Raw genomic sequence first — 12,593 nt, forward strand, 5'->3', positions numbered from 1 at the left:
AGTTCAGGGAGGCACGGAGCGCGCGGCGCTCAGTACGTGCGCAGCAGATCGGTCAGAACCTGCTGGCCGAAGACAAGCGATTCTACGGGTACTCGCTCATCGACTCCGTGGAACATGCCTGTGAAGTCGAGGTCGGCAGGCAGCCTGAGCGGCGCGAAGCCGTAGCCGGTGATGCCCAGGTATGCCAGTGCCTTGTTGTCCGTGCCGGCACCGAGCAGATACGGGATGACCGGAACCCCCGGGTCGTGGCGGCCGATGCTGGCGACCATCGCCTCCACGAGCTCGCCCTCGAACGGCGTCTCCATCCCGATGTCGCGGACGACCGTCTCGATGACGATCTCGTCTCCGACGATCTGCTGCAGCTCGGCGAGGACGTCGTCCTCGGTCCCGGGGATCACCCGTACGTCGATCAGCGCCTCGGCGCGCTCCGGGATCACATTGTGCTTGTAGCCCGCTGCCAGCGCTGTCGGGTTCGTCGTCGTGCGGAACGAGGACCGCAGGAAGGCCTCGGCCGGTCCCGCGGCTGCGGCGAGGGCATCGGGGTCGTCGACGCTGCGCCCGGTCAGGTCGCTCAGGCCCTCCAGCAGGGCCCTGGTCGTCGACGTCAGACGGATCGGCCACCGGGTGCGCCCGATCGCCGCGACCGCTTCAGCGAGCTTCGTGACGGCGTTGTCGTCGTGCAGGCGGCTTCCGTGGCCCGCGCGGCCCTTCGCGACGAGCCGTATCCAGATCAGGGCCTTCTCCCCCACCTGCAGCAGATAGGCCCGTCGGTCATCGACGGTGATCGAGTAGCCGCCGACCTCGCTGATGGCGGCCGTCGCGCCCTCGAACCACTCCGGGCGGTTCTGCACGACGAGCGCTGACCCCTCGACACCGCCGTTCTCCTCGTCGGCGAAGAAGGCCAGCACGAGATCGCGTTCCGGTTGCTCGCCTGCGCGCAGGATCTCGGCCACCGACGTGAGGATCATGGCATTCATGTTCTTCATGTCGACGGCTCCACGGCCCCACAGCATTCCGTCCCGCACGAGGCCGGCGAACGGGTCGACGCTCCAGTCCTCCGCCATGGCGGGAACGACGTCGAGATGGCCGTGCACGACGAGCGCGGGCTTGTCCCTGTCACGCCCCGGCACCCTCGCCATCACGTTCGTGCGGCGCGGGATCGGCTCGTAGTACTCGACCGCGAGCCCGAGCCCCTCCAGGTAGGCACCGACATACTGCGCGGCCTCGCGCTCGCCCTTCGCGTTGCCCCCGCCGAAGTTGGAGGTGTCGAAGCGGATCAGGTCGCTCGCGATGCGGACGACCTCCGGAAGAGACGGATCGGTCATGGGTCCAGGCTATCGAAAGCGCGCGCCACGCCCGGGCGTGCGCCTCGGTTCGAGAGGCCGCTGGGGACGTGGTAATGTCATTCTTCGGTCGGCAACGATCATCCAACACCTGCGCGGGTGGCGGAATGGTAGACGCGCTACGTTGAGGTCGTAGTGCCCGTAAGGGCGTGGGGGTTCAAGTCCCCCTCCGCGCACAGGAAGAAGAAGGCCCCGGATCCCTGGATCCGGGGCCTTCTTTGTTGTCGTGTGGACGACCGACGTCGTGTGCGTCGACGACGCGGGGAACAGCTCACCGGAGAGCGGAGATACACGCCGCGCCTTGATCCGGAGCTACCGGGCTCCGCTCCATCGGGAGAACTCCGTCCGGTGATGCGGATGTACAAAGCCCGCCTCCGTCGTCGTCGATGGCCGCTATCCTGTTCCGGCGATCACGCGATCGCAGGAACAGGAGTCGCTGCCGGTCACGCCGCGCTGACTCCGAAGAGAAGGCCCAGCAGGTAGGTGATGGCGGCTGCGCCGAAGCCGATGGCGAGTTGGCGCAGGGCGCGGCGCAGGGGCGGGCCGCCCGAGAGCACGCCCACCATCGCGCCGGTGCTCAGGAGCGCGATGCCGACGAGCACGAGTGCGACGACGACGGCCGTCGTTCCCTCCAGGCCGAATATCCAGGGCAGCACCGGGATGATCGCCCCGGAGGCGAAGAGGAGGAAGCTCGAGATCGCGGCCGTCCAATCGCTGCCGACGATCTCGTGTGCGTCGCCGCCCTGGATGTCGACCGGACCGGTCGCGGCCCGGCGCGCCCCGGCCTGGGCTGCGCTCACGATGCGCCGGGCGCGCGCCAGCGATTCCTCCTGCTCCATGCCCCGTGCGCGGTAGACGAGCGCGAGCTCGTTCTCGTCGATGTCGAGATCGCCGGCCGACGCGTGGGCGTCTTCGTTCGCCTCGGTGGCTGCGAGCAGCTCGCGCTGGGATCGTACGGAGACGAACTCCCCCGCCCCCATGGACAGCGCTCCGGCCAGGAGACCAGCGATGCCGCTGAAGAGCACGAAACCGGAGCTCACCCCTGTCGCGCCGATGCCGAGGACGAGCGCCAGGTTGCTCACGAGGCCGTCGTTCGCTCCGAAGACGGCTGCACGGAAGGATCCGGAGAGGCGCCTGCGGCCGCGTGCCGCGAGCCCGCGCACGACCTCGTAGTGAACCTTCTCGTCGGCCCGCATCGCGGGGGTGGCGTACTGCTCCGCATCGTAGGGGGAACGCGCCTCCGCGCTCTGGGCGAGAGCCAGGACGAAGATGGACCCGAAACGACCGGCCATCCAGCCGAGGAGTCGCGAACGCACTCCGGCGCGGGGAAGTCGCTTCGGCTCGCTGCCGAGAAGATCGAGCCAATGCTGCTCATGGCGGCGTTCGGCGTCAGCGAGACTCAGCAGGATGTCGCGCTCCTCCCCCTCTCGTCGTGCAGCGAGCTTCTGATAAACGGCGCCTTCGGCACGCTCCTCGACGAGATAGCGCGCCCAGCGTCGGCGGTCGGCTGGCGTCGGTTCGACTGCGGCGGGGGCTGTCATGGATCCTCCAGAAAAGACGGTGCCCGGTGCGCGGGCAACCGTTCAACGCTAGCTCTGAAGGCGCGCAGGAACCCTGCTCAGGCGCGGATTGACAGCATTTCGGGGATCCGAAGCACCGGCCGGACGTCATGCGGTCCTGTGGTCCTCAGGAACGCACGCGTTTGCGGAGAACCTCGATGCGCGACTGCAGCTGGGTCACCGTCGCCTGGGCGACGGCCGGACCTCCGCAGATCCGTCGGAGCTCGGCATGCACCGCGCCGTGGGGCTCGCCCTTCTGCCGGGCGTAGAGTCCGACGAGACTGTTCAGAAGCTGTCGCTGCTCTTTGAGCGTGCGATGCAGGGGCGGGGGCAGCGTCGTCGTCTCGGTTGGTGCGGTCGAGGCTTCTCGCGCTTCACGCAGACGCGATTGACGGGACTGACGCTGCATGAGCAGTTCGTGGACGTGTTCCGGTTCGAGGAGACCGGGGAATCCGATGAACTCCTCCTCTTCCGGTGTGCCGGGTTCTGCGAGCTGTCCGAACTCCTGACCTTCGAACACCACGCGATCGAAGTGCGCGACGGACGAGAGCGCCTGATAGCTGAACTCCTGCGTCAGCGCGTCCGAGGTCTCCTCCTCGCGATTCGCGCTCTCGAGCAGGGAGTCTTCCAGCCCGTCGTCCTCCTTCGACTGCCGGTCGAGTGCGTGGTCACGCTGCTTGTCCATCTCGTTCGCGAGCCCCATGAGCACGGGGACCTGCGGAAGGAACACGCTGGCGGCCTCACCGCGGCGTCGGGCCCGCACGAAACGACCGATGGCTTGGGCGAAGAACAGCGGAGTCGACGAGGAGGTCGCGTACACGCCCACCGCGAGGCGCGGCACGTCGACACCCTCCGACACCATGCGCACGGCCACCATCCACCGGGAGTCATTCGCGCTGAACTTCTCGATGCGTTCCGAGGCGGTCGCGTCGTCGGAGAGCACGACCGTGGCCTGCTGGCCCGTGATGCTGTGCAGGATCTTGGCGTATGCCCGGGCGACGGTCTGATCGGTCGCCAGCACCAGACCGCCGGCGTCGGGGACGTGGTGGCGGATCTCGGTGAGGCGGCGGTCTGCGGCCGACAGCACGGCCGGCATCCAGTCGCCCTCGGGGTCGAGCGCGGTGCGCCAGGCCTGCGAAGTCACGTCTTTCGTGTTGTCCTGGCCCAGGTGCGTCTCGAGTTCGTCGCCCGTCGTCGTGCGCCACCGCATCTTGCCCGCATACATGTGGAACAGGACAGGTCGGACGACGCCGTCGGCCAGCGCACGACCGTAGCCGTAGTTGTAGTCGGTGCGAGAGATGCGCGCGCCGGATTCGTCGGGGTGGTATTCGACGAACGGGATCGGTGCCGTGTCGCTGCGGAACGGGGTTCCGGAGAGCAGGAGACGCCGCTTGGCGGGACCGTACGCATCGCGGATGGCGTCGCCCCAGCTCAGCGCATCACCGCCGTGGTGGACCTCGTCGAGGATCACCAGCGTCTTCGCGTCTTCCGTGAGATGCCGGTGCACGGAGGACTTCGCCGCGACCTGCGCGTACGTCACGACGGCGCCGTGATAGTGGCGGGCGGGTGCCCAGTCGCTGTTGCGGAAGCGGGGGTCGAGGCGGATGTGCACGCGCGCGGCGGCATCGGCCCACTGCGTCTTGAGATGCTCGGTCGGAGCCACCACGATGATGCGGTTGACCTCGCCCATGCGCATGAGTTCGACCGCCAGGGTGAGAGCGAACGTGGTCTTCCCTGCACCGGGGGTGGCGGCCACGAGGAAGTCGCGCTGATCCGCGGCGAAGTACTGTTCGAGGGCCTCCTGCTGCCACGCGCGCAGCTTGTTCGCGGTGCCCCAAGGGGCACGCTGTGGAAAGGACGGAGAGAGCATCGACTCCACGATAATCGCTGCCGGGGACACGGGATCACTCGCCGCCGTTCCCGCGCGTGCCCCTGCCCCGGACGTGCGCCTGCAGTAGGCTCTGTCACTGCGCAGCGGTCACCTCCGCCGGGCAGAATGTTCGTGAAGGAGAGCGGGATGACCGACCAGGATTCGACTCGAACCCCCTACGTTCCGAACGAGACCGCACATCCGTGGCGGCGTTTCGTCGCGATCGGCGATTCGTTCACGGAGGGCATCGGCGACCCGGATCCCGCACATCCCGGCAGCCACCGCGGCTGGGCCGACCGCGTCGCGGAGGTGCTCGCCTCGCAGGTGGACGACTTCGCCTACGCCAACCTCGCCGTCCGCGGCAAACTCATCGCACAGATCGTCGCCGACCAGATCGAGCCGGCCGTGGCGCTCCACCCCGATCTGGTGTCGATCTGTGCGGGCGGCAACGACGTGATCCGCCCCGGGACCGATCCGGACGCCATCGCGAGTCAGCTCGAAGACGCCGTGGCCCGACTGGCCTCGACGGGAGCGGCCGTGCTCCTCTTCACCGGGATCGACACCGCCTTCACGCCGGTGTTCCGGGCGTTCCGCGGCAAGGTCGCGATCTACAACGAGAACGTCCGTGCGATCGCCGAGCGTCATGACTGCATCGTCGCCGATCAGTGGGCGCTCAAGGTCGTGCAGGACATGCGGTTCTTCGACGACGACCGCCTGCACTACAACGCCCTCGGTCACCACGAGGTGGCACGGATGGCGCTGCGCGCGCTGAACGTGCCGAACGACCTCGAGGCCATGCAGCCCGAGCCGTTCCCGCTGCGGACGTGGCGAGAGGCGCGCGCCGAGGACCTCGGCTGGGCACGCGAGCACCTGGTGCCGTGGGTGCTCCGGAGGTTGCGGCACCAGTCATCCGGAGACAACCTCGCGGCGAAGCGTCCGGAGCCCTCGCCGGTGTTCCGATTCGAGCAGACCCCTCCGGAGAGGGACTGAGAGGTCAGGCTTTCATCGACCAGAGCGCGACCGCGGCGGCGGATGCGACGTTGAGCGAGTCGACCCCGCCGGACATCGGGATGGTGACGATGGTGTCTGCACCCTCCATCGCCTCGCGCGAGAGGCCGTCGCCCTCCGAGCCCATGACGAGTGCGACGCGTTCCGGACGATCGGCGGCGTAGGTGTCGAGCGTCACCGCGTCGTCACGCAGCGCGAGGGCCGCGATGTCGAAGCCCGCGGCGTGAAGGTCTGCGATGGCGGAATCCCAGTCGGGGATACGCGTCCACGGCACCTGGAACACGGTCCCCATGCTCACGCGGACACTGCGACGGTACAGCGGGTCGGCGCCCCCTGGCGACACCAGCACCGCGTCGGCCCCCAGCCCGGCAGCCGCACGGAAGGCCGCTCCGACGTTGGTGTGGTCGCCGATGTTCTCGAGGATGAGCACGAGGGTCGCGCCCTGGATCACGTCGTGAACCGACGGCAGCTCGGGGCGGTGCATCGACGCGATCGTCCCCCTGTGCACCGCGAAGCCGGTCACCGTCTCGGCGATCTCATCCGGTACCACGTACACGGGCACATCGAGATCGCCGACGATCCTCCGGATGTCCTCCACCCGGCGCTCCTGGACCAGCACGGAACGCGGACGATGTCCAGCCGCCACCGCGCGGGCGATCACCTTCGTCGATTCCGCGATGTAGAGACCACCCGACGGCTCAGACAGGGCACGAAGCGCGGTGTCGGTGAGTCCGCGGTAGTCGTCGAGACGCGGGTCGTCGGCATCGGTCACAGGCAGTAGTTCCACGATGTCCACTCTGCCATCGTCCGTGGGCAGGCCTCGCACGGCGTCTCTCGCGCTGACGCCCCGTCGGCGGGCGCCGTGTCCGTCCCCGCACCGTAGACTCGCTCGAGGAGGTCCCGTGAGCGTGTCGAATCCCGCCGAGCTGTCGGCCACCATCGCCCACGCCGCCGAGTTGCTGCGCGAGAAGCGCATCGCACTTCTCACCGGCGCCGGTATCTCGACCGATTCCGGTATCCCCGCCTATCGCGGTGAAGGCGCCAGAACCCGCAGCGATCCGATGACGATCCAGACATTCTTGGGCGATGAGGCCGCGCGGCGTCGGTACTGGGTCGGGAGCCATCTCGGTTGGCGCGCGTTCGCCCGAGCTGAGCCGAACCCGGGACATATCGCGCTGGCGCAACTCGAAACCGGGGGCACGGTATCCGGAGTCATCACGCAGAACGTCGACGGTCTGCATCTGCGAGCCGGGAGCTCGCACGTGATCGAGGTGCACGGGACGATGCGCCGCGTGCTGTGCCTCAAGTGCGGTCAGGTGTTCGACCGCCGCGATGTCGCCGTGCAGATCGAGGAGCTCAACCCCTGGATCACGGTGCCGGAGAACATCGCGCTCGCTCCCGACGGCGACGTCCTGCCTGAGAGCACGGAGGGGTTCATCGTCCCGGTGTGCACGGTGTGCGCAGGGACGCTCAAGCCGGATGTGGTCTTCTTCGGCGAATACGTTCCCCAGGACCGCTTCCGTGCCGCCGAGTCGCTGCTGCGCTCGAGCACCGCACTGATCGTCGCGGGTTCCTCGCTGGTCGTCAACTCCGGCGTGCGTCTCGTCGAGCGCGCCCGTCGCCGCAACATCCCCTTGATCATCGTTAACCGTGAGCCGACGCGCGCGGATGCCTGGGCGCACCTCACCATCGCCGCCGGCACCAGCGACGTGCTCCCCGCACTCCAGGAACTCCTCTCGTGACCCACCTCACCCTCGTCCGCCACGGTCAGACCGACTGGAACCTCGCCAAGCGCATCCAAGGCTCCACCGACATCCCGCTGAACGAGACGGGGCGCGACGACGCGCGGTGGGCGGCGGAGAGGCTCGCTGCCGGTACGCATCATGCCGTCTACACCAGCCCCCTGCTGCGAGCGAGGGAGACGGCGGAGATCATCGCGGATCGGCTGGGGCTGGAGATCACCGGAGTCGTCCCCGACATCCGTGAGCGCGAGTTCGGCGAGGGCGAAGGCATGCTCGTGCCGGACTACATCAGGACCTACGGGGATTGGCATGCGGAGGTTCCCGGGGCCGAGTCCCTGCACGAGGTCGGCGAACGGGCCATCGCGGCGCTGCACGAGATCGCCCGAGACGCACGCCGGCGGTCCGCTCCTCGCGCGGAGTCGGTCATCGTGGTCGCCCATGGCGGAGTGATCCGGGCCGTGATCGACCACGTCTCCGGCGGAACCCTCCCCCGGGACGGCCAGGTCCTTCAGAACGGCTCGGCGCATCGGTTCGTGGCAGCTCCCGGATACCTTCGGCTGCTCGAGGAATCTCCGGTCCTCTGATCAGCTGCTGCTCTGATCAGCTGCTGCCCTGATCAGCTGCTGCCCTGATCAGCTGCTGCCCTGATCAGCTGCTGCCCTGATCAGCCGAGGCGGCGATCAGCCGGCACGAGAGACGACGGAGCGCGCGTGCCGGAGCACTGGTTCGTCGATCATCCGTCCCTCGAACCGGAATACACCGCGCTCTGCCGCTGCGGCGAGGAGGACCGCACGCGCCCATGCCACGGTCGTCTCGTCGGGTCGGTAGGCGGCCCGGATCGCCGCCACCTGGTTGGGATGGATGCACGCCGTCGCGCGAAAGCCCGACGCGGCGGCATCGCGCGCCTCGCGATCGAGGCCCTCGGCGTCGTCGAGAGCGATGTGCACGGCATCGATGGCGGCTTTGCCCCGGGCCCCAGCCTCGAGGAGGATGCGCGCGCGGGCATAGCGGGCGATGTCGCGATAGCCCCCATCGGCATTCCGGGACGACGTGCCACCGAGGGAGGCCACGAGATCCTCGGCCCCCCACATCATCGCTGTGACCCGTGGGTGCGCGGCGATGCGGTCTGCGGCGTGCACGCCACGGGCGGTCTCGCACAGAGCGATCAGCGAGTAACGGTCGTCGAACGCTGAGAGGCTCTCCGCGCTCTCCGTCTTCGCCACCATCACGGTGCGGAAGTCCGTCTTCGCCAGCATCGCGAGGTCGGCGGTGAAGGCGTCGCTGTCCGCGGCATTCACGCGCACGATGACGCGGCCGGGGTCGAGGTCGGCTTCGATGACATTCCTGCGCGCGGCGTCCTTCGCATCCGGGAGCACCGCATCCTCGAGGTCGAGGATGATCGCATCGGCGCGCTCGGCGGCCTTCTGGAAACGCTCGGGTCGATCGGCGGGGCAGAACAGCAGAGCAGGGCCGAGGTCGAAGCTCATGCGGCGGGACCTTCCGGAAGGCAGTGCACCAACACCGAGCGCACGGCAGTGGCGACCACCGTTCCGTCCTGATTGCGTCCGGTGTGCGCGATCTTCACGATTCCCTGCCCCGGTCGGGACGAGGAGAGCCGTTTCTCCACGACGACGCTCTCGGTGTAGAGCGTGTCGCCGGCGAACAGCGGATGCGGGAAAGCCACGTCGCCGAAACCGAGCTGCGCGACGAGAGTTCCCTGGGTCAGCTGCGCGACCGATGATCCCACCATCGTCGACAGCGTCCACATCGAGTTCATCAGCCGCGCATGGAACGGATCCTGGGCCTCGGCGAAGGCCGCGTCGAGATGCAGCGCCTGCGTATTCATCGTGAGGGTCGTGAAGAGAACGTTGTCGGCCTCGGTCGCCGTGCGCCCAGGGCGATGCAGGTAGCGGCCGTCGACCGCGAACTCCTCGTAGTACAGCCCCCGCTGCAGGATGTCGTGCGTGGTCATACCGCCACGCTACCCGGCGAGTCCGAGTCCGCGCGCGATGACGAGGAGCTGCACCTCGGTGGTGCCCTCGCCGATCTCGAGGATCTTGGAGTCACGGTAATGACGGCCGACGGGGAACTCGTTCATGAACCCGTTTCCCCCGAAGATCTGCGTCGCATCCCTGGCGTTGTCCATCGCGGCCTCTCCGCCGACGAGCTTCGCGATGGCCGCTGCTTCGGCGAACGGCTTGCCGGCATCCCGCAACCGCGCGGCATGATGCCAGGCGAGTCGAGCGGTGTGAACCCGGGCCCGCATCCGCGCCAGCGTGAACTGGGCATTCTGGCGCGTGCTCAATGCGGCACCGAAGATCGTGCGGCTCTTCGCGTAGTCCACCGCCGCCTCCAGGCAGCCCTCCGCCGCCCCCGTCGAGAGAGCTGCGATGGCGATGCGGCCTTCGTCGAGGATGCTCAGGAAGCTGCGGAAGCCGCTCCCCCGTGGGCCGAGCAGGTTCGAGGCGGGCACCCGCGCCCCGTCGAAAGTCAGCGGATGCGTGTCGGAGGCGTTCCAGCCCACCTTGTCGTAGGGGGCCTCGACCGTGAATCCCGGGGTGCCGTTGGGCACGATGATCGTCGAGATCTCCTTGCGACCGTCCTCGTTCCCGGTCACCGCGGTGACCGTGACGAAGCGCGTGATCGGGGTACCGGAGTTGGTGATGAACTGCTTGGAGCCGTCGATGACCCACTCGTCGCCGTCGAGTCGGGCCGTGGTCCTGGTCGCGCCGGCGTCGCTGCCCGCCTCCGGCTCGGTGAGGCCGAAGCCCGCCAGCGCCCGTCCGGCGAGCAGATCGGGCAGCAGTTCCTGGCGCTGCTCCTCGGTGCCGAAGCGGAAGATCGGCATGGCGCCGAGGCTGACCCCTGCTTCGAGCGTGATCGCGATGGACTGATCCACGCGGCCGAGCGCCTCGATCGCGATGCCGAGCGCCATGTAGTCGCCGCCCTGTCCCCCGTACTCCTCGGGAAACGGCAGGCCGAACAGGCCGAGATCGCCCATCTGCGCCACGACGTCCATCGAGAGCGTATGGGTGCGGTCGGCCTCATAGGCCTGCGGCGCGACGACCGTGTCTGCGAACTCCCGCACCATGGCGGCGAGCTCGCGCTCCTCCGCGGTCAGATCTTCCATGCTCAGCTCTCCTCCGTCATCACACGGGCGACCGGTTGGTCGCGCCGCACCTGATCGCCCACCGCGACCAGCAGGTGCACCACACCGTCGTGCGGTGCGAGCACCGGGTGCTCCATCTTCATCGCCTCGATCGAGACGAGCGGGTCGCCGGCGGAGACCCTCTCCCCGTCCGCGGCGTGAACCGCCACGACGCTGCCCGGCATCGGGGCCCGTCCCTCCGGTTCCGTCGCCCCGGATCCCGCCTCGCGCGCCGACAGCCGACGCCGCATCCGCTGCCTTCTGTCGAGGGGACGCAGGCGGACCGTGTGTCCGTCCTCGGCCACCCAGACCGCGCCGTCGCCGTCGACAGCGGCACGCACGGAGACTCGAGATCGTGGGGACGGGGCCTCGTGGAGCTCGACCTCTTCATCGTCATCCGTGAGCGCCACGAACGGGGCGACCACCGTGTTCTCCGCTCCCAGGCGCCATCCCTGCAGCTCTCGCCACAGAGGGCTGGTCCGCACCGGCGCGCGGAGCTCCGAGATGGCATCCTTCGCGGCAGCGAGCTGCGCGGTCGACGGTGTCTGCGCGTCGAGGGGAAGCAGGGTCTCGATGAGTCCCGTGTCGAGATCCCCCGCGATCACGCGCGCGTCCCGGCAGAGAGTTCGCAGGAACGCGATGTTGGTCTCGACGCCCAGCACGACCGTGCGTGCGAGCGCCTCGTCGAGCCTCGCGAGTGCCGTGGCACGGTCGTCCGCGAAGGCGATCACCTTCGCGATCATCGGATCGTAGAACCCGGTCACCTCGCTTCCGGTCTCGATCGCCGCGTCGACGCGCACACCGACGGGCGGTTCGAACAACAGCACGTTCCCGGTGGAGGGGAGGAAGCCGCGCTCGGGCGATTCCGCATACACGCGCGCCTCCACAGCGTGACCGCGCAGACGCGGCGAGACATCCAGCGGAAGCCCATCGGCCGCGCGGAGTTGAAGGGCGACGAGATCGAGTCCGGTGACCTCCTCGGTGACCGGATGTTCCACCTGGAGGCGGGTGTTCATCTCGATGAAGAACACCTCGTCCGGCGCATCGGCGTCGATGAGGAACTCGACCGTGCCGGCCCCGATGTATTCGACGCTCTCAGCCGCCAGCACGGCGGCTGAGAGCAGTCGCTCCCGGGTGTGCGGGGGGATGCCTGCCGACGGCGCCTCCTCGACGACCTTCTGGTGCCGTCGCTGCAGGGTGCACTCCCGTTCCCCGAGCGCGATGACCGTGCCGTGCGCGTCTCCGAAGACCTGCACCTCGATGTGCCGCGGACGTCTGATCAGGCGTTCGAGGATGAGCGCATCATCGCCGAACGCCGCGGCCGCCACGCGCCGGGCCGAGGCGAGCGCAGAGCGCAGCCCCGTCGAGTCGGCGACGACCTCCATGCCCTTGCCGCCTCCGCCGGCGCTGGGCTTGACCAGCAGTGGGTATCCGACGTTCTCCGCCTCTTCGGCGATCTCGACGTCGGACAGGCCTTTGGCGTCGAAACCGGGGACGACCGGAACGCCGAAACGCAGGACGTGCTCGCGAGCGCGTGCCTTGTCGCCCATGATCTGCAGGGCCTCCACCGACGGGCCGATGAAGACGATGCCGCTCTCGGCGCAGGCCTCGGCGAGTCCGACGCTCTCGGAGAGGAATCCGTAGCCGGGGTGGATGGCTTGCGCGCCGCTGCGCCGAGCCGCCGCGATGACGGCATCGATGTCGAGGTACGACTCCGCAGCCGGTGCCGGGCCGATTCTCACGGCGACATCGGCCTCTCGCACGTGGGGTGCCGCGACGTCGGCGTCGCTGTAGACGGCGACGCTGCGGATGCCGAGCGTGCGCAGGGTGCGGATCACCCGTCGGGCGATCTCCCCGCGGTTGGCGACGAGAACGGTGTGGAAGGAGACGGTGTTCGACGACGACGTCGTGGTCATGGACAAG

At 68.7% G+C, this 12,593-nt stretch carries 11 protein-coding genes and 1 tRNA gene; 4 read left to right on the forward strand and 8 right to left on the reverse strand.

The window, feature by feature from the left end:
- Positions 1 to 29 precede the first annotated feature (29 nt).
- The gene (locus tag MicroSTF_RS02655; RefSeq protein WP_029259215.1) at positions 30 to 1,325 is read right to left on the reverse strand and encodes a M20/M25/M40 family metallo-hydrolase; all 1,296 of its coding nucleotides are present in this window, start codon (positions 1,323 to 1,325) and stop codon (positions 30 to 32) included.
- Positions 1,326 to 1,436: 111 nt separating this feature from the next.
- On the opposite strand from MicroSTF_RS02655, the gene MicroSTF_RS02660 reads away from it, so the two are divergent.
- Positions 1,437 to 1,519: transfer RNA gene (locus tag MicroSTF_RS02660), tRNA-Leu, on the forward strand.
- A 267-nt stretch (positions 1,520 to 1,786) separates the two neighbouring features.
- Here the strand turns inward: MicroSTF_RS02660 and MicroSTF_RS02665 are convergent.
- Positions 1,787 to 2,884: a VIT1/CCC1 transporter family protein gene (locus MicroSTF_RS02665; protein WP_021200551.1), complete on the reverse strand. Its 1,098-nt coding sequence runs from the start codon at positions 2,882 to 2,884 to the stop codon at positions 1,787 to 1,789.
- Positions 2,885 to 3,029: 145 nt separating this feature from the next.
- On the reverse strand, positions 3,030 to 4,772 hold the full coding sequence (locus tag MicroSTF_RS02670; RefSeq protein ID WP_021200550.1) for a DEAD/DEAH box helicase: 1,743 nt from the start codon (positions 4,770 to 4,772) through the stop codon (positions 3,030 to 3,032).
- Positions 4,773 to 4,919: 147 nt separating this feature from the next.
- Here MicroSTF_RS02670 and MicroSTF_RS02675 point away from each other — a divergent pair, with 147 nt between their 5' ends.
- Positions 4,920 to 5,762: an SGNH/GDSL hydrolase family protein gene (locus MicroSTF_RS02675; protein WP_021200549.1), complete on the forward strand. Its 843-nt coding sequence runs from the start codon at positions 4,920 to 4,922 to the stop codon at positions 5,760 to 5,762.
- A gap of 4 nt (positions 5,763 to 5,766) precedes the next feature.
- On the opposite strand, the gene MicroSTF_RS02680 is transcribed toward MicroSTF_RS02675, so the two are convergent.
- On the reverse strand, positions 5,767 to 6,567 hold the full coding sequence (locus MicroSTF_RS02680) for a TrmH family RNA methyltransferase (protein ID WP_029259212.1): 801 nt from the start codon (positions 6,565 to 6,567) through the stop codon (positions 5,767 to 5,769).
- 115 nt (positions 6,568 to 6,682) lie between these two features.
- Here MicroSTF_RS02680 and MicroSTF_RS02685 point away from each other — a divergent pair, with 115 nt between their 5' ends.
- Both MicroSTF_RS02685 and MicroSTF_RS02690 read left to right on the forward strand, forming a co-directional pair.
- Entirely contained in the window at positions 6,683 to 7,522 is an 840-nt protein-coding gene (locus tag MicroSTF_RS02685) for a Sir2 family NAD-dependent protein deacetylase (protein WP_021200547.1), read from the forward strand.
- On the forward strand, positions 7,519 to 8,106 hold the full coding sequence (locus MicroSTF_RS02690; protein ID WP_021200546.1) for a histidine phosphatase family protein: 588 nt from the start codon (positions 7,519 to 7,521) through the stop codon (positions 8,104 to 8,106). Before MicroSTF_RS02685 ends, MicroSTF_RS02690 begins: the two co-directional genes overlap by 4 nt.
- Before the next feature lie 96 nt (positions 8,107 to 8,202).
- On the opposite strand, the gene MicroSTF_RS02695 is transcribed toward MicroSTF_RS02690, so the two are convergent.
- The 4 genes from MicroSTF_RS02695 to MicroSTF_RS02710 are packed head-to-tail and all read right to left on the reverse strand — an operon-like array spanning position 8,203 to position 12,586.
- Positions 8,203 to 9,009 carry an HpcH/HpaI aldolase/citrate lyase family protein gene (locus tag MicroSTF_RS02695; RefSeq protein ID WP_029259211.1) on the reverse strand — a complete coding sequence of 269 codons (807 nt, stop codon included), beginning with the start codon at positions 9,007 to 9,009 and terminating at the stop codon, positions 8,203 to 8,205.
- Positions 9,006 to 9,494: a MaoC family dehydratase gene (locus MicroSTF_RS02700; RefSeq protein ID WP_029259210.1), complete on the reverse strand. Its 489-nt coding sequence runs from the start codon at positions 9,492 to 9,494 to the stop codon at positions 9,006 to 9,008. The genes MicroSTF_RS02695 and MicroSTF_RS02700 overlap by 4 nt, the downstream gene beginning before the upstream one ends.
- 9 nt (positions 9,495 to 9,503) lie before the next feature.
- Positions 9,504 to 10,652, reverse strand: a complete 1,149-nt coding sequence (locus tag MicroSTF_RS02705) for an acyl-CoA dehydrogenase family protein (RefSeq protein ID WP_029259209.1) — start codon at positions 10,650 to 10,652, stop codon at positions 9,504 to 9,506.
- Positions 10,653 to 10,654: 2 nt separating this feature from the next.
- On the reverse strand, positions 10,655 to 12,586 hold the full coding sequence (locus MicroSTF_RS02710) for an acetyl/propionyl/methylcrotonyl-CoA carboxylase subunit alpha (RefSeq protein WP_322953421.1): 1,932 nt from the start codon (positions 12,584 to 12,586) through the stop codon (positions 10,655 to 10,657).
- Positions 12,587 to 12,593 lie beyond the last annotated feature (7 nt).

Origin of the sequence: Microbacterium sp. STF-2 (assembly GCF_034650155.1) — a bacterium.
Taxonomy (GTDB): Bacteria; Actinomycetota; Actinomycetes; order Actinomycetales; family Microbacteriaceae; genus Microbacterium; species Microbacterium maritypicum_A.

What these genes read in the sequence shown, in the direction of transcription:
- MicroSTF_RS02705 (WP_029259209.1), bottom strand. Translation starts at nt 10,652, where the DNA reads ATGGAAGATCTGACCGCGGAGGAGCGCGAGCTCGCCGCCATGGTGCGG.
- MicroSTF_RS02665 (WP_021200551.1), bottom strand. Translation starts at nt 2,884, where the DNA reads ATGACAGCCCCCGCCGCAGTCGAACCGACGCCAGCCGACCGCCGACGC.
- MicroSTF_RS02700 (WP_029259210.1), bottom strand. Translation starts at nt 9,494, where the DNA reads ATGACCACGCACGACATCCTGCAGCGGGGGCTGTACTACGAGGAGTTC.
- MicroSTF_RS02675 (WP_021200549.1), top strand. Translation starts at nt 4,920, where the DNA reads ATGACCGACCAGGATTCGACTCGAACCCCCTACGTTCCGAACGAGACC.
- MicroSTF_RS02670 (WP_021200550.1), bottom strand. Translation starts at nt 4,772, where the DNA reads ATGCTCTCTCCGTCCTTTCCACAGCGTGCCCCTTGGGGCACCGCGAAC.
- MicroSTF_RS02695 (WP_029259211.1), bottom strand. Translation starts at nt 9,009, where the DNA reads ATGAGCTTCGACCTCGGCCCTGCTCTGCTGTTCTGCCCCGCCGATCGA.
- MicroSTF_RS02655 (WP_029259215.1), bottom strand. Translation starts at nt 1,325, where the DNA reads ATGACCGATCCGTCTCTTCCGGAGGTCGTCCGCATCGCGAGCGACCTG.
- MicroSTF_RS02710 (WP_322953421.1), bottom strand. Translation starts at nt 12,586, where the DNA reads ATGACCACGACGTCGTCGTCGAACACCGTCTCCTTCCACACCGTTCTC.